Source organism: Serratia sp. G204Y (genome assembly GCF_051172435.1).
In the GTDB taxonomy this organism is placed as follows: Bacteria; Pseudomonadota; Gammaproteobacteria; order Enterobacterales; family Enterobacteriaceae; genus Serratia; species Serratia sarumanii.
Window position 1 is genome coordinate 133,740 of record NZ_JBPIZA010000003.1, and the last position, 25,333, is coordinate 159,072.

Here is a 25,333-nt window from a genome sequence, read left to right on the forward strand (position 1 = left end):
TTCCTTTCCCTCCGAGCATCCTCTGCATAAAAAAAAGGTAGCATACCTCACAAGAAATAGCTTGCGATTACATCGTGCGCTATCTATATTCAGACACATGAAAAGCACCGATACCGAACAACCCCACGCGAAGAATCTGCTGCAGCTCGATCAGCAGCTCTGTTTCGCGCTGTACTCCGCCAACCTGGCGCTGCACAAAGTCTACCGCAAGCTGTTGAATCAGCTCGAACTCACCTACCCGCAATACCTGGTGATGATGGTGCTGTGGGAGCGCGATCGGGTGACGGTATCGGATATCGGCGAGCGGCTGTTCCTCGATTCCGCCACGCTGACGCCGCTGCTGAAGCGGTTGGAAACCGCCGGTTTGCTGGTGCGTTATCGCGCCACCGCCGACGAGCGGCAGGTGATCATTGCACTCACCGAAGCCGGCCGCGCGCTGCGCGAGCGGGCGCAATCGGTGCCCGAGGCGGTGATGTGCGCCACCGACTGCAGCCTGGACGAGATCGTCTCGCTCAAACAGCAGCTGGAAAAGCTGCGCGGCAGCCTGATCGATCAGATTTGACCCGCCGCCGCCGGACGCAAGAACGGCAGGGGTGGTCTACACTGGTTAATAAGCGTCAAAAATAAGTAGTGCGCGATTTAATCGCAAAAGATAAATATGTGACCGGCTTTACCTCGTGGAAGCCGTAGTCATCTCGCCAACCAGCAAGAAGGAATGAACGATGTCTATTGAGAAAGTGGTTTACCGCGCTCACGCCACCGCAACCGGCGGCCGCGACGGCCGTGCGACCTCCTCCGACGGCGTGTTGGACGTGAAACTGGGCGTGCCGAAAGAGATGGGCGGCGCCGGCGGCGAAGTCACCAACCCCGAGCAGCTGTTTGCCGCCGGTTACTCGGCCTGCTTCCTCGGCGCGTTGAAGTTTGTCGCGGCGAAAGAAAAGGTCAAAATCCCGGCCGAAGCGAAGATCGACGGCACCGTCGGCATCGGTGAAATCCCGAACGGCTTCGGCATCGAAGTGCAGCTGGATATCTCGCTGCCGGGCATCGAGCGCAGCGTGGCGGAGGATTTGGTGAAAAAGGCGCACGTGGTGTGCCCATACTCCAACGCCACCCGCGGAAATATCGATGTGACTCTGAACGTTAAGTAAGATTTTTATCCTTATCGCGAAAAAAATGGAGGGTTTGACCCTCCATTTTCTTATCTGCCCCGCTTGAAAGCCGTTTGCAAAAAGCGTAAAAATTGCCCGTTTTGTGAGAATTCTCTTGATTATTACCCGCAAAATAACGCTTATTGCCGGTTGGCTGAACCAGAAGCCCTAATAAGTGTCTGACTGATCCAGAACCGCTACACCGTCCCCGGAGCCACCGCGTTACATGAACAAAGTTAAATCGCTATCACAGCAGAATTTATCGTTATTGTTAGCGATCTATATCGGCATATTTCTCAACCTGTCCGTTTTTTATCGTCGTTTTGATTCGCTGGCGCACGGCATTCAGGGGATTAAGTTGATTTCGGCGGTGACGGAAGTCATCGCTATCGTCCTGTTCACGTTCTTCATCATGCGGCTGGTATCGCTCGGCGGCCGGCTGTTTTATCGCATCGTCGCTTCGCTGCTGGTGTTGATTTCTGTCGCCGCCAGCTACTACATGACGTTTTTCAACGTGGTGATCGGCTACGGCATCGTGGTGTCGGTGATGACCACCGACATCGATCTGTCGAAAGAGGTGGTCGGCCTGCACTTCGTGCTGTGGATGGTGGCGCTCAGCGCCTTGCCGCTGCTGCTGATCTGGAAAAACAGCCTGCGTTACACCCTGATAGAACAGCTGAAAACCCCCGGTCATCGCATCAAGCCGCTGCTGGTCTTGCTGGCGGTGGTGGCGCTGGTCTGGCTGCCGCTGCGCATGCTGGACGACGAGCAGAGCGTGCAAGAGAAGCTCTCCAACGTCGATCTGCCGAGCTACGGCGGCGTGGTGGCGCACTCGTATCTGCCGTCCAACTGGCTGTCGGCGCTGGGGTTGTTTGCCTATACCCGCTATGACGAAAGCCAGGATCAGAGCACGATGTTCGATCCGGGCAAACACTTCACCTACGTACCGCCGGCGGATATCGACGACACCTACGTGGTGTTCATCATCGGCGAGACCACGCGCTGGGACCACATGGGCATGCTGGGCTATGAGCGTGATACCACGCCGCGGCTGTCTAAAGAGAAGAATCTGGTGGCGTTTCGCGGCGAGTCGTGCGACACCTCCACCAAGCTGTCGCTGCGCTGTATGTTCGTGCGCGAAGGCGGCACCGAAGACAACCCGCAGCGCACGCTGAAAGAGCAGAACGTGTTCGCGGTACTGAAGGATCTGGGCTTCTCTTCCGAGCTGTTCGCCATGCAGAGCGAGGTGTGGTTCTACAACAACACCGAGGTGAACAACTATTCGTTCCGCGAGATGATCGCGTCCGAGAAGCGCAACGACGGCAAGGCGGTCGACGATATGCTGTTGGTGGACGAAATGAAGGAGTCGCTGGCGCGCTATCCGAAGGGCAAACACCTGGTGATCCTGCATACCAAAGGCTCGCACTACCTGTACTCGCAGCGTTATCCGCGCAGCTATGCGCGCTATCAGCCGGAGTGCATGGGGGTGGACGATTCCTGCACCAAGGCGCAGCTGATCAACGCCTTCGACAATACGGTGCTGTATACCGACAGCTTTATCGCCAATGTGATAGACCAGGTGCGCGACAAGAAGGCCATCGTGTTCTATGCCGCCGATCACGGCGAATCGATCGGTGAAAACACGCACCTGCACGGTACGCCGCGCGAGATGGCGCCGCCGGAGCAGTTCCGCGTGCCGATGATCGTATGGGCGTCGGACAAATTCCTTGAGAACCCGCAGCACCTCAGCGCCTTTGAGCAGCTGCAGGCGCAGCAGCGCATCGGCAAAACGCATCGCCACGTCGAGCTGTTTGACACCATCCTCGGCTGCCTCGGCTACACGTCTCCCGATGGCGGCATCGTGGATAAAAACAACTGGTGCCATCTGCCGCAGGATAAAACGGCGCCCGCTAGCCTGTAGTAACCCCTCCCGCCGGGTGCCTGCCTTGCGCACCCGGCAATTTCACCCAATACATTCTCTTCATCAATTATTCCGGTGTGTGCATACGGTATACTTGCGCACTTCCCCCTGTTAACCGGAGATTTCCATGACCCTGCGCGTGGCGTTTATCGACGATCATGACATTGTGCGTTCGGGCTTCGTGCAGCTGCTGTCGCTGGAAGCCGATATTCAGGTGGTGGGCGAATTCAGCGGTGCGGCGCAGGCGCGCGCCGGCCTGCCGGGGCTGGAGGTGGACGTTTGCATCTGCGACATTTCGATGCCGGACGGCAGCGGGCTGGATCTGTTGGCGGACATTCCCTCCGGCATCCGCGTGGTGATGCTGTCGATGCACGATAACCCGGCGCTGGTGGAAATGGCGCTGGATCGCGGCGCCGGCGGCTTTCTCTCCAAGCGCTGCAAGCCGGAAGATTTGATCACCGCGGTGCGCACAGTCGCCGGCGGCGGCGTTTACCTGATGCCGGAAATCGCGCAGCAGCTGGCGCGGGTGAGGGTCGATCCGTTGACCCGCCGCGAGCGCGAGATCGCGCTGTTGCTGGCGCAGGGCCAGGAGGTGCGCGAGATCGCCGCCGCCTTGGGGTTGTCGCCGAAGACGGTGCATGTGCATCGCGCCAACCTGTTCGCCAAGCTGGGTATCAACAATAACGTCGAGCTGGCCAGACGGATGCTGAACCTGTGACGCAGCGCCTGATCACCCAGCTGGCGCTGTTTTTCATCTACGCCGCCAGCGCGTTTTGCCTGTGGGGCATCGGCACCGCGCTGATCGACCCGCCCTGGCAGGCGCTGCTGCTGTTCCCGTTCGGCCTGCGCATGGGTATTTTGCTGCAGAGCCCGTACCGTTTCTGGCCGGGGATCCTGCTGGCCGACCTGCTGCTGATGGCGCTGCTGGCGGACCAGTTCGGTTACGGCCCGGCGCTGTGGGCGTCGGTGGCGGTGCTGGTGTTGACGGTGCTGCTCAGCCTGCTGGCCTCGCCGTGGCTGTTGCGCCATCAGCAGAGCGACAGCGAATGGCGCTGGCCACTGTTGCAGGGCGCGGTGGTGGGCGCCGCCGCCTTGCTGCAGGCGCTGGTGTGGCAGCTGGTGAGCGGTGAAGGCGCCCGCGCGCTGCTGCTCGGCCTGACCGGCGGTTTCACCATCGCACCGACCTGCCTGCTGTTGTGGCACTATCTGGCGCGCCAAATCTGGGTGCCGCTGGAGCCGGGGCTGATCCACAAGCCGGTGGAGCTGCGTCTGGGCCATCTGGCCAGCTACCTGCTGCTGTTTGCGTTCAGCATCTGGCTGCAGCAGCAGGTGAACGCCGCCGAGCTGCGGCGTTTCGCGCCGTTCTGCCTGGCCATTCCTATCGTGTTCATGTCTTACCGCTACGGCTGGCAGGGCGCGCTGTTGGCGACGCTGCTCAACGGCGTGGCGCTGATGGTCAACGAGCCGCCGCAGCCGGAGTCGCACCGCGATCTGCTGCTGTCGCTGCTGGCCCAAAGCCTGACCGGGCTGCTGCTGGGCGCCGGTATTCAGCGCCAGCGCGAGCTGAATCAGCAGCTGAGGCTGCGGCTGGCGGAGAACCGCCAGCTGGCGCGGGCGCTGGTGACGGCGGAGGAGCAAACCCGGCGCGAGGTGGCGCGCGAGCTGCACGATGAGGTGGGGCAGACCATCACCGTGATTCGCACCCAGGCCAGCATCGTCAAACGCCTGGCACCGGAGCCGGCGGTGGTCGGCTGCGCCGACGCCATCGATGCGTTGGCGCTGCGGGTCTACGACGGGGTGCATGATGTGCTGACCCAGCTGTGGCCGGCGGCGCTGAACAACCTGCCGCTGTCGGCGGCGGTGGCGGCGATGCTGCGGGAGTCGCTGCCGCAGGACGCGTCACTGGTGAGCAGCCTGCAGTGGCAGGTGCCGGACGAGCTGCTGGATGAAACGCTGAAAATCACGCTGTACCGGGTGTGCCAGGAAGGGGTGACCAATGTGTGCCGCCACGCCGGCGCCAGCCGCCTGGAGCTGGATGCGCGCCTGCAGCCGCGCAAAGGCGCCGCGCCGCAGATCGCCCTGACCATCCGCGACAACGGGGTGGGCTTCGATGAGGAAAACCATCAGCCGGGCTATGGCCTGCGCGGCATGCAGGAGCGCATCAGCGCCCTCGGCGGCAGCCTGCGGTTCACCGCTGAGGGGGGCGCCTGTTTGAGTGTGATCTTGCCCACAGTTTCGCCGGCGCAAACGCAAAACTAGGAAAAACTCCTAACCGCGTCGGGAATCCGGCGTAAGCCTCCCGCGCGCGCGAGGAGCATCATAGCGGCACTTTATTCAATCCTCTGAGGTTCCACATGTGGTCTTTCCTTAAAAGCCGCCCGGACGCGCCGCAGGTCACCGATCAACGGCAGATCGACGCCAGCTACAAATACTGGCGCATCCAGCTGATGTGCACCATGTACATCGGCTACGCCGCGTTTTACTTCACGCGCAAAAGTTTCAACTTCATCATGCCGGCGATGCTGAGCGATCTGGGCCTGACGATGTCCGACGTCGGCATCCTCGGCACGCTGTTCTACATCACCTACGGCTGCTCGAAATTCATTTCCGGCATGATCAGCGATCGCTCCAACCCGCGTTACTTTATGGGGCTGGGCCTGATCATGACCGGGGTGCTGAATATCTTCTTCGGCCTCAGTTCGTCGCTGCTGATGCTGGGCACGCTGTGGATCCTCAACGCCTTCTTCCAGGGCTGGGGCTGGCCGCCGTGTTCAAAAATCCTCACCAGCTGGTATTCGCGCTCCGAGCGCGGCAGCTGGTGGGCGATCTGGAACACCTCGCACAACGTCGGCGGCGCGCTGATCCCGCTGCTGGTGGGCTTTATCTCGCTGCACTTCAGCTGGCGTTACGGCATGATCATCCCCGGCATTATCGGCGTGGTGCTTGGCCTGCTGATGTGCTGGCGCCTGCGCGACAAGCCATCCACCCTGGGGCTGCCGAGCGTCGGCAAATGGCGCAACGACGCCATGGAGCTGGTGCAGGAATCGGAAGGCCAGGGGCTGAGCAACCGCGAGATCATCAAACGCTACGTGCTGACCAACAAGTACATCTGGCTGCTGGCGGTCTCTTACGTGCTGGTGTACATCGTGCGCACCGCGATCAACGATTGGGGCAACCTCTACCTGACGCAGGAAAAGGGCTATTCGCTGATGACCGCCAACTCGGCCATCTCGCTGTTTGAAGTGGGCGGCTTTATCGGTTCGCTGGTGGCCGGTTGGGGGTCCGACAAACTGTTCCGCGGCAACCGCGGCCCGATGAACCTGATCTTCGCCATCGGTATCTTCCTGTCGGTGGCGGCGCTGTGGTTGATGCCGGGCGTGACCTACCTGCTGCAGGCCTGCTGCTTCTTCGCCATCGGTTTCTTCATCTTCGGCCCGCAGATGCTGATCGGCATGGCGGCGGCGGAGTGCTCGCATAAGGATGCGGCGGGCGCGGCGACCGGTTTTGTCGGCCTGTTCGCCTACCTGGGCGCGGCGCTGTCCGGCTACCCGATCGCGCGGGTGATGGAGATCTGGCAGTGGAACGGCTTCTTCGTGGTGATTTCCATCGCCGCCTGCCTGTCGGCGCTGTTCCTGCTACCGTTCCTGCGCGCGCAGACGCCGGCGCTGAAACCGGCCAAAGCCTGAGCAAAATACGCTGCGCAGCCCCCGGCGCAGCGCATTATGGCGCTTTTATCACCACTTGAAATGCAGGGGCAAAAAAGTGATTGACGCCTATAACTGCCAGCAGTAAGATGCGCCCCGCATCGGCGAGTAGCGCAGCTTGGTAGCGCAACTGGTTTGGGACCAGTGGGTCGGAGGTTCGAATCCTCTCTCGCCGACCACCATTCGAAAAACCTGCTTTTAAAGCAGGTTTTTTTTCGCCTGTCGTTTATGAGGATGAGTACCTCCGCAGGAGGTTCGAGCCTCGCGAAGCGAGACAACGTTGCTTTGGCAACGGCCCGCAGGGCGCGCATCAACGATGCGCGTAATCCTCTCTCGCCGACCACCATTCGAAAAACCTGCTTTTTAAAGCAGGTTTTTTTTCGCCTGCGGTTTATGAGGATGAGTACCTCCGCCGATATGGCCGGCTTCGCTTTATGGCGTGCCTCAATCTGCCGTCCTCGTGAAATATATTTATTCTTTACGCTTAATTAATTCACACTCCTTATTCCCTTTAGGTTTTTATTTCCATATTTAAATAAATTCATGCTTGCCGAATAAAACCCGGTTGATAGCGCTCTTGTTTTCACGTTTTTTTTACCTATAGTCTGAATGGACAACGCGGGATATGTTATTCCCGCCGAGTGGGAAATATCGTGACTATTTATTAACGTTAATCTTCGTGGATTATTGCGGAATCATTTCGCTCCGGCAATGCGTGGCGTCGATTAACTCTTTTATGTTTATCCTCTCGGAATAAAGGAATCAGTTATGCGCAAATTTAATAAACCGCTGTTGGCGCTGGTGATCGGCAGCACGCTGTGTTCCGCGGCGCAGGCCGCCGCGCCGGGCAAGCCGACCATCGCCTGGGGCAACACCAAGTTCGCCATCGTCGAAGTCGATCAGGCAGCCACCGCTTATAATAATCTGGTGAAGGTAAAAAATGCTGCCGACGTTTCGGTCTCCTGGAATTTATGGAATGGCGACACCGGTACGACGGCAAAAATTTTATTAAATGGCAAAGAGGCGTGGAGCGGCCCTTCAACCGGCGCTTCCGGCACGGCGAATTTTAAAGTGAATAAAGGCGGCCGTTATCAAATGCAGGTGGCATTGTGCAATGCCGACGGCTGCACCGCCAGCGACGCCACCGAAATTGTGGTGGCCGACACCGACGGCAGCCATTTGGCGCCGTTGAAAGAGCCGCTGCTGGAAAAGAATAAACCCTATAAACAGAATTCCGGCAAAGTGGTCGGCTCTTATTTCGTCGAGTGGGGCGTTTACGGGCGCAATTTCACCGTCGACAAGATCCCGGCGCAGAACCTGACCCATCTGCTGTACGGCTTTATCCCGATCTGCGGCGGCAACGGCATCAACGACAGCTTGAAAGAGATCGAAGGCAGCTTCCAGGCGTTGCAGCGCTCCTGCCAGGGCCGCGAGGACTTCAAAGTCTCGATCCACGATCCGTTCGCCGCGCTGCAAAAAGCGCAGAAGGGCGTGACCGCCTGGGATGACCCCTACAAGGGCAACTTCGGCCAACTGATGGCGCTGAAGCAGGCGCATCCTGACCTGAAAATCCTGCCGTCGATCGGCGGCTGGACGCTGTCCGACCCGTTCTTCTTTATGGGCGACAAGGTGAAGCGCGATCGCTTCGTCGGCTCGGTGAAAGAGTTTCTGCAGACCTGGAAGTTCTTCGATGGCGTGGATATCGACTGGGAGTTCCCGGGCGGCAATGGCGCCAACCCGAACCTGGGCAGCCCGCAAGACGGGGAGACCTATGTGCTGTTGATGAAGGAGTTGCGGGCGATGCTGGATCAGCTGTCGGCGGAAACCGGCCGCAAGTATGAGCTGACCTCCGCCATCAGCGCCGGCAAGGACAAGATCGACAAGGTGGCTTACAACGTCGCGCAGAACTCGATGGATCACATCTTCCTGATGAGCTACGACTTCTACGGCGCCTTCGATCTGAAAAACCTGGGGCATCAGACCGCGCTGAATGCGCCGGCCTGGAAACCGGACACCGCCTACACCACGGTAAACGGCGTCAATGCGCTGCTGGCGCAGGGCGTCAAGCCGGGCAAGATCGTGGTCGGCACCGCCATGTATGGCCGCGGCTGGACCGGGGTGAACGGCTACCAGAACAACATTCCGTTCACCGGCACCGCCACCGGGCCGGTTAAAGGCACCTGGGAGAACGGCATCGTGGACTACCGCCAAATCGCCAACCAGTTCATGAGCGGCGAGTGGCAGTACACCTACGACGCCACGGCGGAAGCGCCTTACGTGTTCAAACCTTCCACCGGCGATCTGATCACCTTCGACGATGCCCGCTCGGTGCAGGCCAAAGGCAAGTACGTGCTGGATAAGCAGTTGGGCGGCCTGTTCTCCTGGGAGATCGATGCGGACAACGGCGATATTCTCAACAGCATGAACGCCAGCCTGGGCAACAGCGCCGGCGTTCAATAATCGGTTGCAGTGCGTTGCCGGGGGATATCCTTTCGCCCCCGGCTTTTTCGCCGCCGAAAGTTTTTTTACGCCGCACAGATTGTGGGCCTGCCCGGCGCAAAAAGCGCTCATCGGACTCACCCTTTTGGGTAATTCTTCAGCATTTCCTCCTGTCTTTAACGGCGATCACAAAAATAACCGTTCAGATATTCATCATTCAGCAACAAAGTTTTGGCGTTTTTTAACGGAGTTAAAAACCAGTAAGTTTGTGAGGGTCAGACCAATGCGCTGAAAATGTCCGCTTAGCATAAATTTTCATGCTGGAAGTGTTAACAAAAGGTTTTTTTTATGTTTGTTTGCTGTTTCTCACAGTCTGCGTAAATCCCCACTGGTTATATTGACGACACCCCAAACAGTTGGCAACTTGATAGCCTCAGGGGTAAGAGCGAGAGTTGTTTGAGTGAATTCCACGCGCTCAGACGTCCCCGCCGCGATGCGTTCCATCCGGCATTCTCTCCTCGTACACCTTCTGCCTTCGGGCACCGATCGCACAGGCCACGCAATAAAAAATACAGGTCTGGCGGCAATGACACACATCACATCACACAATGGAGCACTAACGATGACACGTTCCTTGGGTAAATCGGGGGTTCTGAAATTCGGCATTGGGCTGATCGCGCTGACCGTGGCGGCCAGCGTACAGGCCAAGACGTTGGTTTACTGTTCTGAAGGTTCCCCGGAAGGGTTCAACCCGCAGCTGTTTACCTCCGGCACCACCTACGACGCCAGCTCGGTACCGATCTACAACCGCCTGGTCGAATTCAAAATCGGCACCACCGAACTGCAGCCGGGCCTGGCTGAGAAGTGGGACGTCAGCGAAGACGGCAAAACCTACACCTTCCACCTGCGCAAAGGCGTGAAGTGGCAGAGCAGCAAAGACTTCAAACCGACGCGCGATTTCAACGCCGACGACGTGGTGTTCTCCTTTGAACGCCAGTTGGATGCGAACAACGCCTATCACAAAGTGTCCGGCGGCAGCTACGAATACTTTGAAGGCATGGACATGCCTAAGCTGATCGCCAAGATTGAAAAAGTGGACGACAACACCGTGCGCTTCGTGCTGAACCGCCCGGAAGCGCCGTTCCTGGCTGACCTGGGTATGGACTTCGCGTCCATCCTGTCCGCCGAATACGCCGACGTGATGATGAAAGCCGGCACGCCGGAGAAAGTCGACCTGAACCCGATCGGCACCGGCCCGTTCCAGCTGCTGCAATACCAGAAAGACTCCAAGATCCTGTACAAGGCATTCGACGGTTTCTGGGGCACCAAGCCGAAGATCGATCGCCTGGTGTTCTCCATCACGCCTGACGCCTCCGTGCGCTACGCCAAACTGCAGAAAAACGAATGTCAGGTGATGCCGTACCCGAACCCGGCCGATATCGCCCGCATGAAGCAAGACAAGTCCATCAACCTGATGGAACAGCCGGGCCTGAACGTGGGTTACCTGTCGTTCAACGTCGAGAAAAAACCGCTGGATAACCTGAAGGTGCGTCAGGCGTTGACCATGGCGGTCAACAAGCAGGCGATCATCGACGCGGTTTATCAGGGCGCGGGCCAGGCGGCCAAGAACCTGATCCCACCGACCATGTGGGGCTATAACGACGCGGTGCAGGATTACGCTTACGATCCGGCCAAGGCGAAAGAGCTGCTGAAAGAAGCGGGCATGGCCGACGGTTTCAGCATCGACCTGTGGGCGATGCCGGTACAGCGTCCTTACAACCCGAACGCGCGCCGCATGGCGGAAATGATCCAGGCCGACTGGGCCAAGATCGGCGTGAAAGCCAAAATCGTGACCTATGAGTGGGGTGAATACCTCAAGCGCGCCAAAGCGGGCGAGCACCAGACGGTGATGATGGGTTGGACCGGCGACAACGGGGATCCGGACAACTTCTTCGCCACGCTGTTCAGCTGCGCGGCGGCGAAAGACGGCTCCAACTACTCCCGCTGGTGCTACAAGCCGTTTGAAGATCTGATTCAACCGGCGCGCGCCGAATCCAACCACGACAAGCGCATCGAACTGTACAAGCAGGCGCAGGTGGTGATGCACGATCAGGCTCCGGCGCTGATTGTCGCACACTCCACCGTGTACGAGCCTGTGCGTAAGGAAGTGAAAGGCTACGTCGTGGATCCGCTCGGTAAGCATCACTTCGAGAATGTCTCTGTAGACTGATTTCGACCGCTTTACCGGAGACGCACGAATGGACTTGCAGGGGCGCAACAGGTTTGCGCCCCTGCTGACCAGTCTCCGGCGTATGGCCGTCGAATCGTTCAAAGGCATGTGAGCGTTAATAAGCCTGGCGGACGATGAGCTGCCGGGCATTGATACAGAGAGTTCGGGATATGTTGCAGTTCATACTCCGACGTTTGGGGTTAGTTATCCCAACGTTTATCGGCATTACATTGCTGACTTTTGCATTCGTCCATATGATCCCCGGCGACCCGGTGACCATCATGGCCGGGGAACGCGGTATCTCCGCCGAGCGCCACGCGCAGCTGATGGCGGAAATGGGGCTGGACAAGCCGCTCTATCAACAATATTTCTCCTACGTGTCCAACGTGCTGCAAGGCGATCTGGGCACCTCCCTCAAAAGCCGCATCTCCGTCTGGAGCGAGTTCGTTCCGCGCTTTCAGGCCACGCTGGAACTGGGCATTTGCGCGATGATCTTCGCGGTGCTGGTAGGCATCCCGGTCGGGGTGCTGGCGGCGGTCAAACGCGGCTCGGTCTTCGACCATACCGCGGTGGGCATCTCGCTGACCGGCTATTCGATGCCGATTTTCTGGTGGGGCATGATGCTGATCATGCTGGTGTCGGTGCAGCTTAACCTGACGCCGGTGTCGGGGCGCATCAGCGACACGGTCTTCCTCGACGACAGCCAGCCGCTGACCGGCTTCATGCTGATAGACACCCTGATCTGGGGCGAGCCGGGCGACTTCGTCGACGCGGTGATGCACATGATCCTGCCGGCCATCGTGCTGGGCACCATCCCGCTGGCGGTGATCGTGCGCATGACCCGTTCCTCGATGCTGGAGGTGTTGGGCGAAGACTACATCCGCACCGCGCGCGCCAAGGGCGTGAGCCGCATGCGGGTGATCGTTGTTCACGCGCTGCGCAACGCGCTGCTGCCGGTGGTGACGGTGATCGGGCTGCAGGTCGGCACCATGCTGGCCGGCGCCATTCTGACCGAAACCATCTTCTCCTGGCCGGGGCTGGGCCGCTGGCTGATCGACGCGCTGCAGCGCCGCGACTACCCGGTGGTGCAGGGCGGGGTGTTGCTGGTCGCCTGTATGATCATTCTGGTTAACCTGCTGGTAGACGTGCTCTACGGCGTGGTCAACCCGCGTATTCGCCACAAGAAATAAGGGGCGCTTTCATGTCTCAAATCACTGAGTCTGCAGTTAAAGGTGCGCCGAAGCCGATGACCCCGTTTCAGGAGTTCTGGCACTATTTCAAGCGCAATAAAGGGGCCGTGGTCGGCCTGGTGTATATCGTTCTGATGCTGGTGATCGCGCTCGGCGCCGGCGTGCTGGCGCCGCATGCGCCGGCGGACCAGTTCCGCGACGCGCTGCTCAAGCCGCCGGTGTGGCAAGAGGGCGGCAGCTGGCAATATATCCTCGGCACCGACGACGTGGGCCGCGACGTGCTGTCGCGCCTGATGTACGGTGCGCGCCTGTCGCTGCTGGTCGGCTGCCTGGTGGTGGTGCTGTCGCTGATCATGGGCGTGATATTCGGCCTGCTGGCCGGTTACTTCGGCGGCGTGGTGGACGCGATTATCATGCGCGTCGTCGACATCATGCTGGCTCTGCCGAGCCTGCTGCTGGCGCTGGTGCTGGTGGCGGTATTCGGGCCGTCGATCGTCAACGCCTCGCTGGCGCTGACCTTCGTCGCCCTGCCGCACTATGTGCGTCTGACGCGCGCAGCGGTGCTGGTGGAGGTGAACCACGACTACGTCACCGCTTCGCGGGTGGCGGGCGCCGGCGCGCTGCGCCAGATGTTCGTCAATATTCTGCCTAACTGCCTGGCGCCTTTGATCGTGCAGGCTTCTCTCGGTTTCTCGAACGCCATTCTGGACATGGCCGCTCTCGGCTTTCTGGGCATGGGCGCGCAGCCGCCGACGCCGGAGTGGGGCACCATGCTCTCCGACGTGCTGCAGTTCGCGCAAAGCGCCTGGTGGGTGGTGACCTTCCCCGGCCTGGCGATCCTGCTGACGGTGCTGGCATTCAACCTGATGGGGGACGGTTTGCGTGACGCTCTCGACCCCAAACTCAAGCAGTAACAGAGGACGAGAGAGATGGCGTTATTAAATGTAGACAAGCTTTCGGTGCACTTCGGTGACGAAGGCACCCCGTTCCGCGCGGTAGACCGCATCAGTTACAGCGTGGAGCAAGGTCAGGTGGTCGGCATCGTCGGCGAGTCCGGCTCCGGCAAATCCGTCAGTTCGCTGGCGATCATGGGCCTGATCGATTTCCCCGGCAAGGTGATGGCCGACAAGCTGGAGTTCAACGGCCAGGATCTGCGCAAGATCTCCGAAAAAGAGCGCCGCCAGCTGGTGGGCTCCGAAGTGGCGATGATCTTCCAGGATCCGATGACCAGCCTGAACCCGTGCTATACCGTCGGTTATCAGATCATGGAGGCGCTGAAGGTGCACCAGGGCGGCAACCGCCGCACTCGCCGCCAGCGCGCTATCGACCTGCTGACCCAGGTGGGCATTCCCGATCCGGCCTCGCGGCTGGACGTGTACCCGCACCAGCTTTCCGGCGGCATGAGCCAGCGCGTGATGATCGCCATGGCCATCGCCTGTCGGCCGAAGCTGCTGATCGCCGATGAGCCGACGACCGCGCTCGACGTGACCATCCAGGCGCAGATCATCGAACTGCTGCTGGACCTGCAGCAGCGCGAAAACATGGCGCTGCTGCTGATCACCCACGATCTGGCGCTGGTGGCGGAAGCTGCGCACCACATCATCGTGATGTACGCCGGCCAGGTGGTGGAATCCGGCAAGGCGGCGGAGATTTTCCGCGCCCCGCGCCACCCGTACACCCAGGCGCTGCTGCGCGCGCTGCCGGAGTTCGCCGCCGACAAGGCGAGGCTGGCTTCGCTGCCGGGCGTGGTGCCGGGCAAATACGATCGCCCGACCGGCTGCCTGCTCAACCCGCGTTGTCCCTACGCCAACGAGCGCTGCCGCAACGAGGAGCCGGAGCTGCGCAGCATTCCCGGCCGTCAGGTTAAATGTCACACACCGCTGGATGATGCGGGGAGGCCGACCGTATGAGCCAGAATCAACCTTTACTGCAGGCAATTGACCTGAAGAAGCATTACCCGGTGAAAAAGGGCCTGTTCGCGCCGGAGCGGCTGGTCAAGGCGCTGGACGGCGTCTCCTTCACCCTGGAGCGCGGCAAAACGCTGGCGGTGGTCGGTGAGTCGGGCTGCGGCAAATCGACGCTCGGCCGCCTGCTGACGATGATCGAAGTGCCGACCGGCGGCGAGCTGTACTATCAGGGGCAGGATCTGCTGAAGCCGGACGCCTCTGCCGAGAAGCTGCGCCGCCAGAAGATCCAAATCGTGTTCCAGAATCCTTACGGATCGCTCAACCCGCGCAAGAAGGTCGGGCAGATCCTCGAGGAGCCGCTGTTGATCAATACCTCGCTCAGCGCCGCCGAACGGCGGGAAAAAGCGCTGGAGATGATGGCGAAGGTCGGCTTGAAGACTGAGCATTACGACCGCTACCCGCACATGTTTTCCGGCGGCCAGCGTCAGCGTATCGCCATCGCCCGCGGGCTGATGCTGAACCCGGACGTGGTGATCGCCGATGAGCCGGTGTCGGCGCTGGACGTGTCGGTGCGCGCTCAGGTGCTGAACCTGATGATGGATCTGCAGCAGGAGCTGGGGCTGTCCTATGTGTTCATCTCGCACGATCTGTCGGTGGTGGAGCACATCGCCGACGAGGTGATGGTGATGTACCTCGGCCGCTGCGTGGAAAAGGGCAGCAAAGAGGCGATCTTCAACAATCCGCGCCATCCGTACACTCAGGCGCTGCTGTCGGCGACGCCGCGATTGAACCCGGATATGCGCCGCGAGCGCATCAAGCTGACCGGCGAGCTGCCCAGCCCGATGAATCCGCCGCCGGGCTGTGCGTTCAATGCCCGCTGCCGCCGCGCCTTCGGCACCTGCGTTCAGCTGCAGCCGCAGCTCAAACAGTACGGTGAGCAGATGGTGGCCTGCTTTGCGGTCGATCAGGACGAACATCCGGGGGCGTGAAGCGCCGGATTTTCCTGTCTAAACCAAACGCCGGCACAGCGCCGGCGTTTTTTATTATTCAATCAAAGGGTTGGTCAGTAGACGATCGTGACAACCCGTCTTTTAAATTATGCTCTTAACGTAATTCTGAAAAACGTTATATTTTTAAGAATCTTCGCATGATAATAGTAATCGAATAATAGAATTCAACGGGTTGCTGTTAATAAGTTTATTTCGGCCGATAGCGTTCGCCATTTTTATTATAAAAACCCAATAAAAAAGCACGCCGGCGGCGTGCTTTGGGTGAATGAGGCCGCGCTTATTGCGGATAAGGCACCCAGTCGCCGCCGTTCAGGCGAATGTAGGGCTTGCCCTGATACAGCATCACGACGGCGTTGTCGTTTTCGGAGATGACCGGGGTCTGCGGCAGCCCCTGGGTCAGCGCCTGCCAGTCGACGCTGGGTTCGCTGAAGACCTTGCCGTCTACCAGACGCGACACCAGTTCAGACAGCGCCAGATAGCTGCTCGGCGTTTTGATCTGCAGCGGGCTGCCCTGATGCGGCGCCTTCATGCCCACCAGTTTGATGCCGACCGGCGTATGAGTGATATTCGGGCTGGGAATGTCGCGCAGGCCGGACATCTGCATCTTGTCGCCCACCAACGCCGCGCCGTGTTCAGGCACGATCACCACCACCACTTTGCGGCCGGATTTCTCCAACTGATCGAGGAAGGTGTTCAGCTGATCGAACAGCTTCTGCGCGCGCGGCGGGTAGTCGGCGCTCTTGTTGGAGCCGACGAAGCGGTTGCCGTCGTGCAGCGGGATGACGTTGAAGAAGGTGGCGGTGCGGCCGTCACCGCCTTTTTGCTGCTGATCCAGCCAACGGGTCAGCAATTCGAGATCGTTATAAATCGGCTCGCCGTCGAACGACGTCAGCTCGTTGCCGATGCCGGCCTGCGACATCAGCGGCGCCTGCATGTCGCCCTGTTCACGCAGCTCTTTCAGGAAGTTGCCGAACACCCCGGAGTGATCGAGCATCAGCTGTTCCTTGAAGCCGAGCTTCGCCAGGTTGTCGAACAGGTAACACTGCTGGTTCACCGGCTGATACAGATCGCGATGCGAAAGCTGGCCGCAGCTGGCGCGCAGCAAACGGATGGCCGCCGGGCCGCTGTAGGCGGTGGCCGAGTTGAAGTTGTCGAACATGATGTCCATCTTCGACCACAGCGGGTGATTTTGCAGGTTGACCGCGTCCATATCGGCCCAGGCCAGCGAACAGATGTTGATCACCAGCAGATCGAACGGCTGGGCATCGGCGGGCAAGCTGGCCGGGAACGCGGTGGTGCGGCCTTTTTCTCGCTCGTAGAACTGGTTCAGGTAGGCCGTCAGGTTGGCGCTGGTCGGCGGCAGGCTGTCTGCCGGCGCAGCATCCCCCGCCGCCGGCGCAGACGTGGCCGGCGTATTGGCGCCGCCGGCCGCGGCCGTGGAGGTCGCGGGCAGCAGCGAGACTGCCGGTCCGGCGATGTTGACGATATTGAGCCACACCAGCGCCGCCACGGTGAACACCGTGACGCGCACCCACTGCGCGACGAACAGGTAGGCGATAAACAGCACGAAGGCCGCGCCGATCATTTGCCAGTTGATAAAGCGACCGATCAGTTCCAGCAGATACTGGGCGCTGAAGCCGGCCAGCTGCGAACCCTGGCTGAGAATGCTGTTGATGCCCGGCAGCCAGGTGTCGTGGTAGAACAACGCGATGCCGATCGGAATGGCGAGGTAATGGCGCCAGCGATGCAGGCGCTGCGGCGGGATCGGCATCAGCAGAAATGCCATGAACACCAGATTCGGCAGCGCGTGGAAGTTCAGGTAGCCGAACCACAGCAGGGCGAATTTGGCCAGAAAGTACAGGTTCCAGCCGCCCAGTCCGCGCCAGTAGCGCCATAGAGCGTTATCGGATTGCGTCTTCGAGTTTGGATTCATGGCTGCTTCTTACGTTTAATCTGAGATGAGGAGCCTGTGCGCACCCACAAACCGGCGGATTTCAAATAGCGTGGCGATAACAACAGGTTTTGCCAGTATTGACGCAAATGCGGAAAACGCCGGTGAAAGGCGTAGCCCAGCGGGATGAAGATCAGCGCGCACAGCAGGATCAGTTGCACGATGTCGTTAAGGTTCAGCATGCGGTTCCTCCTGCGGGCCAAGCGTCAGCGTGAAGGCGACCGGCTGCCGCCGTTCTGCGGGCGCCTCGGCCGCCGTCTCGCGGGGGCGCGGCGCGGCGCCGGCGGTGCCGGTGGCCGAAATCTGCCAGCGCCCCTGGGCCATACGTTTGATTTCCGAAATGATATCGACGTCCTGATGCCACACCACCCGGTTGCTGAAGGCTTCATCCACCGGCAGGCGGAAGATGAACCTCAGCGCGGTATCCAGATCGTTGATGCGGCAGGTGGAGAGAAACAGCACCAGCCGCCCCTGCACCACGGTCATCACGTCGCCGAAGCGCCGCAGGTGGCACAGGGTCATCGCCTGTTCGGCGCGCAGGCCGGTGGCCGGCCGCAGCGCCACCATCACGCCTTTGCCGTCCTCGGGCAGCAGCGTGTTGCCCATCAGCGAAAGCACCGCCTGGCTGAACGGTTCCGGCCGCATATAGCCTTTAAGCTGCAGCGGGCGCAAACCGGCCAGCAGCGCATCGATGTCGGCGGGCACATGGCGCGAGAAGCGCTGCCCCTGGATGCCCTCGAGCATGGTCAGAAAACGCGACAGCGGCGCGACGTGCGGCACGATCAGGTTGGCGCCGCAGGCCAGCAGCAGCCGCTCGTCGCTGTAGCGCAGGCTGGCGCTCATCTCGCGCACCGCGATTTTCAGGCCGTTGCCGCGGCTGCGGCGCAGGGTGTGGATCTGGTGCGCCAGGTGATCGATTTGGTCGCTTTGGTACAGCGCGAAAATCAACGTCGCCGAGAGTCTCAGCATGCCGTGCTGCGCCAGTTCGTCGTTGCTGTCCAGCAACTGCCAGTTGGCGGACAGCGGTGGCGCGCCTTCCAGGATGCTGCGCTCGGCCAGATACAGGCCTTCATCGCTGCGCAAGGCGGTGGGGGAGGGTTGGCTGTTTTCATCCTCACCCTGCCAGCCGCCTTCCGCGGCATACAGCGTCAGCAGCTGATTGGCGTTGATGCCGTTTTCGGTGCTCCACCAGTTCACCAGATATTGCGCGCTGTCCTGTTGCCATTGCAGGCTGGACAGGCCGTTCAGGATGCGATGCTGCGCGCTGAGCTGCCCTTTGAGCTTATTGATGCCGCCGCCGTGGCTGAGAATCAACAGCGTGCAGCCCTGCCGCCGCAGCCAGGCGGCGAGGGCGCGCGTCCACTCACGCAGCTCTTCGGTGGTGAAGGTTTGCCACAGGCTGGCGTGGGCCAGCAGGATAAGTAAGCGATTTTGCGGCCGCAGGGCGCGCATCAGATCGTCGCTCAACTGCGTCAGCGCGGCTTTTTTCTCCGGTAATTGATACAGCGGCAGCTTCTGCAACGCGGGCGAAGCCAGCTCGGCCAACAGGCGATCGGGTTTGTCGCCGCTGCAGATCAGGGCGACTTTGCGGGTGGCCGGCTGGGCGGCAATGACCTGGCGACACAGCAGCGCGGCGTCGCTTTGCCTGTCGATATTGATCCAATAAAGCCCGGGGGCCTGCATCACCGACAGCTCTTCCCAAATCTGCCGAATGCCTAGAGAAAAAGAGTGCGCCATAGGATGTGTTCTACTTTCGTTGAAAGCCGACTAAAGGCGTTTATATATAAAGATAGCCATTTTTACTCTGGCAATAACAAATCTCCTACGCTCTGCAACAATATTTGTTGAGAATCATCTTATTGCCTCTCTCTTTTTGTATCGTTGCTATAGTTAATTAACATAGCCTATTTTCGCCAAGGCGGAAGAATGAATAACGCACCCACCCATTTTCGTGCAGCGGCGCCTGGGGAGAGCCAGGATGACCTGCAGGCGCTCAGCCAGGCTTTTTCATTGCCGAAATTAAGCTATGTCGATATTTCCCGGCAGGAGCGGTTAACGCAAATGATGACGCGCTGGCCACTGTTGGCCGAATTGGCGCAGACCACGGGGAGCCATTGATCTATGCCGGTGATCGCGCTGCAAGGGTTGCGGGGTGGAATGGGGACGACGTCGGTCACGGCGGCGCTCGCCTGGGCGTTGCAGCAGCTGGGTGAGTCGGTGTTGGCGATCGATTTCACGCCGGATAATCTGCTGCGCCTGCATTTCAACACGCCATTCGAGCTGGCGCGCGGCTGGGCTCGCGCGGAGCGGGATGGCGGCGGCTGGCAGGAAGGCGCGCTGCGTTATTGTGAAAACCTCGACTTTCTGCCCTTTGGCTGCCTGAATGCGGCGGAACGGCTGGAAGTGCAGCGTCAGTGTCGGGAGCAGCCGGAACGCTGGCGCGACAACCTGCGCCAACTGATCGCCGGCGATCCGCAGCGCTGGATCCTGCTGGATGTCCCGGTTGGGGACGGCGTGCTGGCGCAGCAGGCGCTGCAGCTTGCCGATTGCGTGTTCATGCTGTTGAACCCCGACGCCAACTGCCAGGTACGGCTCCATCAACAGACGCTGCCGAACGACTGCCGTTTCCTGGTCAATCACTACTCCTCCGCCAGCCAGCTGCAGCAGGATCTGCATCAGCTGTGGCTGCAAACGCTGAGCGGTCTGTTGCCGGTGGTGATCCACCGCGACGAAGCGTTGGCGGAAGCGCTGGCGGTCAAACAGCCGTTGGGCGAGTACCGCCCCGAGAGCCTGGCGGCGGATGAAGTGCTGACGCTGGCCAACTGGTGCCTGATCAACCTCAAACGGGGCGTTGCGCCATGAGCCGGGTATTGAGCCTGCTGCTGGTGCCGCCGGTGCGTCAGGCGGTGCAGACGCGCTACCGCGGCTATCGCCGCAATGGCGCATCGGCGCTGACCGCCTTTTTCGCCACGCTGCTGGTGGCGTTGGGCTGGCTGCTGCTGCGCTTCGAGTCGCCGGCCTGGCAGCGCGTGCGTACCGGCCGCGCTTACTGGTTCCCGCATCTGTCCGCCGAACGCCCGCGCCCGGCGGATGCGCTGCGTTATCTGCTGCAGGGGCTGTGGCTGCTGCTGTTTCGCAGCGGCCGCGCGCCGGTGCAGCGCGACTATTTCGCCGGTTGGCGCCGCCTGCAGCAGCGCTATGCCGACTGGCTGCAGGGCCTGCCGCAGCGGCTGAAGAACGCCGGCGTGGAACAGCGCTCGGTGGAGCGCCTCGGCCGCATGAACCGCGGCATGCGGCGCGCGCTGTTTATTCTGGTCAGCGTGCTGGCGGCGATCCTCGCCATGCTGTGCATCTCGCAACCGTTCGATCTGCCGGCGCAGTTCGTGTTCGTCCTGCTGCTGTGGGGGATCGCGATGGTGGTGCGCCGGGTGCCGGGGCGTTTGCCCGCGCTGATGCTGATCGTGCTGTCGCTGACCGTCTCCTGTCGCTACCTGTGGTGGCGCTATACCGCCACGCTGAACTGGGACGACCCGCTAAGCCTGGTGTGCGGCCTGTTGCTGCTGGTGGCGGAAACCTACGCCTGGGTGGTGCTGGTGCTGGGCTATTTCCAGACCATCTGGCCGCTTAACCGCCAGCCGGTGCCGCTGCCCGCCGATAGCGCCAGCTGGCCGACCATCGATCTGATGGTGCCGACTTACAACGAAGATCTCGGGGTGGTGAAGCCCACCATCTACGCGGCGCTGGGCATCGACTGGCCGAAAGAGAAGGTGAATATCTATATCCTCGATGACGGCAACCGCCCCGAATTCCGGGCGTTCGCCGCCGAAGTGGGGGTGAAATACATCGCCAGGCCGACCCACGAACACGCCAAGGCCGGCAACATCAACAACGCGCTGAAGCAGGCCACCGGCGAGTTCGTGGCGATTTTCGACTGCGACCACGTGCCGACGCGATCCTTCCTGCAGCTGACCATGGGCTGGTTCTTCAAAGACAAAAAGCTGGCAATGCTGCAGACCCCGCACCATTTCTTCTCGCCGGATCCGTTCGAGCGCAACCTCGGCCGCTTCCGCCAGACGCCCAACGAAGGCACCTTGTTCTACGGGCTGGTGCAGGACGGCAACGACATGTGGGATGCGACCTTCTTCTGCGGCTCTTGCGCCATCCTGCGCCGCAGCGCGCTGGACGAAATCGGCGGCATCGCGGTGGAAACCGTCACCGAAGACGCCCACACCTCGCTGCGCTTGCACCGGCGCGGGCACACCTCGGCCTATATCCGCATTCCGCAGGCCGCCGGGCTGGCGACCGAGAGCCTGTCGGCGCACATCGGCCAGCGCATTCGCTGGGCGCGCGGCATGGTGCAGATCTTCCGGCTGGACAACCCGCTGCTGGGCAAGGGGCTGAAACTGGCGCAGCGCCTGTGCTACGCCAACGCCATGCTGCACTTCCTGTCGGGCATTCCGCGGCTGATCTTCCTCACCGCGCCGCTGGCGTTTTTGCTGCTGCATGCTTACATCATCTTCGCGCCGGCGCTGGCGATCGCGCTTTACGTGCTGCCGCACATGATCCACGCCAGCCTGACCAACTCGCGTATCCAGGGGAAATACCGCCATTCGTTCTGGAGCGAAATCTATGAAACGGTGCTGGCCTGGTATATCGCGCGGCCGACGACGGTGGCGCTGTTCAATCCGCACAAGGGCAAATTCAACGTCACCGCCAAGGGCGGGCTGGTGGAGGAGGAGCACGTCGACTGGGTGATCACCCGGCCTTACATGTTCCTGGTGATCCTGAACCTGGCCGGGCTGGCGTTCGGCGTTTGGCGGTTGGCCTATGGCCCGACGGACGAGGTGATGACGGTGATCATCAGCCTGGTGTGGGTGCTGTACAACATGACGATTCTCGGCGGTGCGGTGGCGGTGGCGGTGGAGGCCAAGCAGGTGCGTCAGGCGCACCGCGTGGAAATCGCCATGCCGGCGGCGATCGCGCGCGCCGACGGCCATCTGTATCCCTGCACGCTGCGCGATTACTCCGACGGCGGTGTGGGCATTGAGATGCGGGTGGAAAACGCGTTGAAAGACGGCGACAGGCTCTCGCTGCTGCTCAAGCGCGGCCAGCAGGAGTACAGCTTCCCCTGCGTGGTGACGCGCGCCTTCGGCAACAAGGTGGGGGTGCGCCTGGTCGACCTCTCCACCCGCGAACACATCGATTTCATTCAGTGCACCTTCGCCCGCGCCGATACCTGGGCGCTGTGGCAGGACGGGTTCCCCGAAGACCGGCCGATCGAAAGCCTGCGCGACGTGCTGGCGCTGGGCTTCCGGGGGTATGTGCGCATGGCGGACTACGCGCCGCCGCTGGTGCGCGGTCTGCTGGTCGGGGTCACCTCGCTGACCGCCTGGGTCGTGTCGTTTATTCCGCGCGGCGTCGGCAGGGATCCGACCTTGGGTCAACAAGAAACAGTGGGTTAGCTGCGAGTTCAACCGCCCGCTCACTCGCCCGGTGAACAGGCTCCAACATTGATGATGATACGATGACGAGAAAAATAACCTGGTTAACTGCTCTGGCCTTAGGCATCAGCACCCTGTCGCAGGCCGAAACCGCCACCGCGCCGACCGTGGCGGCTCAGCCGCCGATCGCCGCGGCGGCCGATATGGCGATCGCGCCACCGCCAACCGCCGTGCCGCAGGATCCGAATGCGCCGGTGCGCGACGTGTCGCTGCCGTTTGCGCAGATAGCGCCGCCGCCGGGCACCTTTGTTCTGCGCGGCACCCGGCCGGACGGGCAGATCGAATTCGGCGTGCGCAGCGACGAGGTGGTCTCGCAGGCGATGCTCGATATGGAGTTTACGCCGTCGCCGGCGCTGATCCCGGTGGAGTCGCACGTCAAGGTCTACCTGAACGACGAGCTGATGGGCGTGACCACGATAGCCAAGGAGCAGCTGGGCAAGCCCAATCGCATCCAGATGGCGATCGATCCGCGCTATATCACCGATTTTAACCGCGTTCGGTTGGTGTTCGTCGGCCATTATCAAAATATCTGCGAAAACCCGGCCAGCACCTCGCTGTGGCTCGACGTCAGCAAGTCCAGCGCGCTGAAGCTGCGTTTCCAGACGCTGCCGGTGAAAAACGAGCTGTCGCACTTCCCTGAGCCGTTCTTCGACAGCCGCGATAATCGGCCGCTGACGCTGCCGATGGTGTTCGCCGGCCAGCCGGATCTCGCCCAGCAGCGTGCGGCGGGCATTCTGGCGTCCTGGTTCGGCAGCAAGGCGCAGTGGCGCGGGCAATCCTTCCCGACGCTGTACAATGCGCTGCCGACGCAGCACGCGGTGGTGTTCGCCACCAACTCGCAGCGCCCGGATTTCCTGCGCGATTATCCGGCGGTCAACGGCCCGACGGTGGAGATGATCAGCCACCCGGACAATCCGTACGTCAAACTGCTGTTGATTCAGGGGCGTGACGACAACGATTTGATCACCGCGGTGAAGGGCATCGCGCAGGGCAACATCCTGTTCCGCGGCCAGAACGTAACGGTGGACAAGGTGGAACAGCTGGCGCCGCGCCAGCCGTACGACGCGCCGAACTGGGTGCGCACCGATCGGCCGATGACCTTCGCCGAGCTGCAGCAGTACGCCGAGCAGCTGCAAACCAGCGGTATCGAGCCCGGCCCGATTTCGTTGACCATGAACCTGCCGCCGGACCTGTTCCTGATCCGCAGCACCGGCATCGACATGCACCTGAAATACCGTTACACCGCGCCGCGCATTCAGGACGGTTCGCGGCTGAGCGTCAGCCTGAACAACCAGTTCGTGCAGGCTTACTCGCTGGTGCCGGAGCACGAGCAGGGCGCGCAGCTGCTGCGCCTGCCGTTGACGCAGGGACTGCTCGATTCCGACAAGAACGTCAATATCCCGGCGCTGCGGCTGGGGGCCACCAACCAGCTGCGCTTTGACTTCGATTACACCACGCTGCTGGCCAGCGGCGCGGAAGGGCGCTGTGAAACCTACTCCTTCACGCAAAACCACGCGGTGATCGACGGCGCGTCCACCATCGATTTCTCCGGCTACCGCCACTTTATGGCGATGCCGGATCTGCGCGCCTTCGCCAACGCCGGCTTCCCGTTCAGCCGCCTGGCGGATCTGTCGCAAACGCTGGTGTTGGTGAATCAGAAACCGCAACCGGCGCAGGTCAGCGCGCTGCTGAACGCGCTGGGCGTGATCGGCGCGCAAACCGGCTACCCGGCGCTGGCCTTCACGCTGAGCGATGACTGGTCGCAGGCGAAGGATCGCGACGACGATATCCTGATGGTCGGTACCATTCCGCCGGAGCTGCGCGACGACAAGAAAATCAGCCTGCTGGTGGACGCGACCCAAAGCTGGGTGAAACAGCCGACGCGGCAGCCGCCGCTGCCCAGCGCGGAAGCGCTGGCGGAGGACACCCGGCCGGACAGCAAGACCGCCGTCAGCTCCGAGGGGGCGATGTCGGCGATCATTGGCGTGCAGTCGCCGTTCAACGACCAGCGCAGCATCGTGGCGCTGTTGGCGGACAGCCCGCGCGGCTATGAGCTGCTGAACAATGCCCTGCTGGACAGCGGCAAGCGCGCCGCGGTATTCGGCTCGGTGGCGGTGATCCGCGAATCGGGGGTCAACAGCCTGCGCGTCGGCGATATTTACTATGTCGGCCACCTGCCGTGGTGGGAGCGGCTGTGGTATGCCCTCTCCACCCATCCGGTGCTGCTGGCGGTGATCGCGGTGGTGCTGGTGGTGATCCTGGGGCTGATGCTGTGGCGTGGCCTGAAGGCCTTCAGCCGGCGTCGTCTGGCGCCTGAAGATCGGGATTGACG

19 protein-coding genes, 1 tRNA gene and 1 other RNA gene are annotated in these 25,333 nt (G+C 61.2%); 18 read left to right on the forward strand and 3 right to left on the reverse strand.

The annotated features are described in order from the left end of the window. Window positions 1-97: 97 nt before the first annotated feature. The 14 genes from ACSBQQ_RS17675 (at window position 98) to dppF (ending at window position 15,528) form a co-directional block, all read left to right on the forward strand. Window positions 98-562, forward strand: coding sequence for a MarR family winged helix-turn-helix transcriptional regulator (locus tag ACSBQQ_RS17675; protein ID WP_033650004.1), 465 nt, complete (start codon window positions 98-100; stop codon window positions 560-562). A 160-nt stretch (window positions 563-722) separates the two neighbouring features. Beyond that, a complete protein-coding gene (locus tag ACSBQQ_RS17680) occupies window positions 723-1,148 on the forward strand; it encodes an organic hydroperoxide resistance protein (RefSeq protein ID WP_004934114.1) in 426 nt (141 codons plus the stop codon). A 226-nt stretch (window positions 1,149-1,374) separates the two neighbouring features. After that, window positions 1,375-3,069 (forward strand): kdo(2)-lipid A phosphoethanolamine 7''-transferase, encoded by a 1,695-nt coding sequence (eptB, locus tag ACSBQQ_RS17685; RefSeq protein WP_039568194.1) that lies wholly within the window; start codon window positions 1,375-1,377, stop codon window positions 3,067-3,069. Between the two features lie 127 nt (window positions 3,070-3,196). After that, on the forward strand, window positions 3,197-3,787 hold the full coding sequence (gene uhpA / locus ACSBQQ_RS17690; protein ID WP_033636607.1) for a transcriptional regulator UhpA: 591 nt from the start codon (window positions 3,197-3,199) through the stop codon (window positions 3,785-3,787). Continuing rightward, window positions 3,784-5,328 (forward strand): signal transduction histidine-protein kinase/phosphatase UhpB, encoded by a 1,545-nt coding sequence (uhpB, locus tag ACSBQQ_RS17695; RefSeq protein ID WP_039568191.1) that lies wholly within the window; start codon window positions 3,784-3,786, stop codon window positions 5,326-5,328. The genes uhpA and uhpB overlap by 4 nt, the downstream gene beginning before the upstream one ends. A 95-nt stretch (window positions 5,329-5,423) precedes the next feature. Beyond that, a complete protein-coding gene (locus ACSBQQ_RS17700) occupies window positions 5,424-6,755 on the forward strand; it encodes an MFS transporter (protein ID WP_039568188.1) in 1,332 nt (443 codons plus the stop codon). A 120-nt stretch (window positions 6,756-6,875) separates the two neighbouring features. Then, window positions 6,876-6,952 (forward strand) — tRNA-Pro (locus tag ACSBQQ_RS17705). A 35-nt stretch (window positions 6,953-6,987) separates the two neighbouring features. Beyond that, window positions 6,988-7,116, forward strand: a non-coding RNA gene (locus tag ACSBQQ_RS17710) — RtT sRNA. Between the two features lie 425 nt (window positions 7,117-7,541). Continuing rightward, a complete protein-coding gene (locus tag ACSBQQ_RS17715) occupies window positions 7,542-9,233 on the forward strand; it encodes a glycosyl hydrolase family 18 protein (protein ID WP_060429061.1) in 1,692 nt (563 codons plus the stop codon). A gap of 601 nt (window positions 9,234-9,834) precedes the next feature. Further along, window positions 9,835-11,442 (forward strand): dipeptide ABC transporter periplasmic-binding protein DppA, encoded by a 1,608-nt coding sequence (dppA, locus tag ACSBQQ_RS17720; protein ID WP_019452584.1) that lies wholly within the window; start codon window positions 9,835-9,837, stop codon window positions 11,440-11,442. A 170-nt stretch (window positions 11,443-11,612) separates the two neighbouring features. Beyond that, entirely contained in the window at window positions 11,613-12,632 is a 1,020-nt protein-coding gene (gene dppB / locus ACSBQQ_RS17725; protein ID WP_033636611.1) for a dipeptide ABC transporter permease DppB, read from the forward strand. 11 nt (window positions 12,633-12,643) lie between these two features. Further along, on the forward strand, window positions 12,644-13,546 hold the full coding sequence (gene dppC / locus ACSBQQ_RS17730; RefSeq protein ID WP_060429063.1) for a dipeptide ABC transporter permease DppC: 903 nt from the start codon (window positions 12,644-12,646) through the stop codon (window positions 13,544-13,546). Window positions 13,547-13,561: 15 nt separating this feature from the next. Next, the gene (dppD, locus tag ACSBQQ_RS17735) at window positions 13,562-14,542 is read left to right on the forward strand and encodes a dipeptide ABC transporter ATP-binding protein (protein ID WP_004934132.1); all 981 of its coding nucleotides are present in this window, start codon (window positions 13,562-13,564) and stop codon (window positions 14,540-14,542) included. After that, on the forward strand, window positions 14,539-15,528 hold the full coding sequence (gene dppF, locus ACSBQQ_RS17740; RefSeq protein WP_047569862.1) for a dipeptide ABC transporter ATP-binding subunit DppF: 990 nt from the start codon (window positions 14,539-14,541) through the stop codon (window positions 15,526-15,528). The genes dppD and dppF overlap by 4 nt, the downstream gene beginning before the upstream one ends. A 298-nt stretch (window positions 15,529-15,826) precedes the next feature. Here the strand turns inward: dppF and bcsG are convergent, their stop codons facing one another. Genes bcsG through bcsE form a run of 3 tightly spaced genes read right to left on the reverse strand, consistent with a single transcriptional unit; the run spans window position 15,827 to window position 19,237 of the window. Continuing rightward, on the reverse strand, window positions 15,827-17,482 hold the full coding sequence (bcsG, locus tag ACSBQQ_RS17745) for a cellulose biosynthesis protein BcsG (protein ID WP_060429065.1): 1,656 nt from the start codon (window positions 17,480-17,482) through the stop codon (window positions 15,827-15,829). Next, a complete protein-coding gene (gene bcsF, locus ACSBQQ_RS17750; protein ID WP_004934139.1) occupies window positions 17,479-17,682 on the reverse strand; it encodes a cellulose biosynthesis protein BcsF in 204 nt (67 codons plus the stop codon). Before bcsF ends, bcsG begins: the two co-directional genes overlap by 4 nt. Continuing rightward, window positions 17,669-19,237, reverse strand: coding sequence for a cellulose biosynthesis protein BcsE (bcsE, locus tag ACSBQQ_RS17755; protein ID WP_060429067.1), 1,569 nt, complete (start codon window positions 19,235-19,237; stop codon window positions 17,669-17,671). Before bcsE ends, bcsF begins: the two co-directional genes overlap by 14 nt. Before the next feature lie 189 nt (window positions 19,238-19,426). Here bcsE and bcsR point away from each other — a divergent pair, with 189 nt between their 5' ends. The 4 genes from bcsR (at window position 19,427) to bcsB (ending at window position 25,331) form a co-directional block, all read left to right on the forward strand. After that, a complete protein-coding gene (gene bcsR, locus ACSBQQ_RS17760; RefSeq protein WP_033649881.1) occupies window positions 19,427-19,618 on the forward strand; it encodes a cellulose biosynthesis protein BcsR in 192 nt (63 codons plus the stop codon). Window positions 19,619-19,621: 3 nt separating this feature from the next. Beyond that, on the forward strand, window positions 19,622-20,362 hold the full coding sequence (gene bcsQ / locus ACSBQQ_RS17765; RefSeq protein ID WP_049195646.1) for a cellulose biosynthesis protein BcsQ: 741 nt from the start codon (window positions 19,622-19,624) through the stop codon (window positions 20,360-20,362). Further along, window positions 20,359-22,962: a UDP-forming cellulose synthase catalytic subunit gene (gene bcsA / locus ACSBQQ_RS17770; protein ID WP_033653998.1), complete on the forward strand. Its 2,604-nt coding sequence runs from the start codon at window positions 20,359-20,361 to the stop codon at window positions 22,960-22,962. The genes bcsQ and bcsA overlap by 4 nt, the downstream gene beginning before the upstream one ends. A gap of 62 nt (window positions 22,963-23,024) precedes the next feature. Continuing rightward, window positions 23,025-25,331, forward strand: a complete 2,307-nt coding sequence (gene bcsB, locus ACSBQQ_RS17775; protein WP_060429069.1) for a cellulose biosynthesis cyclic di-GMP-binding regulatory protein BcsB — start codon at window positions 23,025-23,027, stop codon at window positions 25,329-25,331. Window positions 25,332-25,333 lie beyond the last annotated feature (2 nt).

Coding starts and splice junctions, on each gene's coding strand:
- ACSBQQ_RS17675 (WP_033650004.1), top strand. CDS start 98: ATGAAAAGCACCGATACCGAACAACCCCACGCGAAGAATCTGCTGCAG.
- ACSBQQ_RS17680 (WP_004934114.1), top strand. CDS start 723: ATGTCTATTGAGAAAGTGGTTTACCGCGCTCACGCCACCGCAACCGGC.
- eptB (WP_039568194.1), top strand. CDS start 1,375: ATGAACAAAGTTAAATCGCTATCACAGCAGAATTTATCGTTATTGTTA.
- uhpA (WP_033636607.1), top strand. CDS start 3,197: ATGACCCTGCGCGTGGCGTTTATCGACGATCATGACATTGTGCGTTCG.
- ACSBQQ_RS17700 (WP_039568188.1), top strand. CDS start 5,424: ATGTGGTCTTTCCTTAAAAGCCGCCCGGACGCGCCGCAGGTCACCGAT.
- ACSBQQ_RS17715 (WP_060429061.1), top strand. CDS start 7,542: ATGCGCAAATTTAATAAACCGCTGTTGGCGCTGGTGATCGGCAGCACG.
- dppA (WP_019452584.1), top strand. CDS start 9,835: ATGACACGTTCCTTGGGTAAATCGGGGGTTCTGAAATTCGGCATTGGG.
- dppB (WP_033636611.1), top strand. CDS start 11,613: ATGTTGCAGTTCATACTCCGACGTTTGGGGTTAGTTATCCCAACGTTT.
- dppC (WP_060429063.1), top strand. CDS start 12,644: ATGTCTCAAATCACTGAGTCTGCAGTTAAAGGTGCGCCGAAGCCGATG.
- dppD (WP_004934132.1), top strand. CDS start 13,562: ATGGCGTTATTAAATGTAGACAAGCTTTCGGTGCACTTCGGTGACGAA.
- dppF (WP_047569862.1), top strand. CDS start 14,539: ATGAGCCAGAATCAACCTTTACTGCAGGCAATTGACCTGAAGAAGCAT.
- bcsG (WP_060429065.1), bottom strand. CDS start 17,482: ATGAATCCAAACTCGAAGACGCAATCCGATAACGCTCTATGGCGCTAC.
- bcsF (WP_004934139.1), bottom strand. CDS start 17,682: ATGCTGAACCTTAACGACATCGTGCAACTGATCCTGCTGTGCGCGCTG.
- bcsE (WP_060429067.1), bottom strand. CDS start 19,237: ATGGCGCACTCTTTTTCTCTAGGCATTCGGCAGATTTGGGAAGAGCTG.
- bcsR (WP_033649881.1), top strand. CDS start 19,427: ATGAATAACGCACCCACCCATTTTCGTGCAGCGGCGCCTGGGGAGAGC.
- bcsQ (WP_049195646.1), top strand. CDS start 19,622: ATGCCGGTGATCGCGCTGCAAGGGTTGCGGGGTGGAATGGGGACGACG.
- bcsA (WP_033653998.1), top strand. CDS start 20,359: ATGAGCCGGGTATTGAGCCTGCTGCTGGTGCCGCCGGTGCGTCAGGCG.
- bcsB (WP_060429069.1), top strand. CDS start 23,025: ATGACGAGAAAAATAACCTGGTTAACTGCTCTGGCCTTAGGCATCAGC.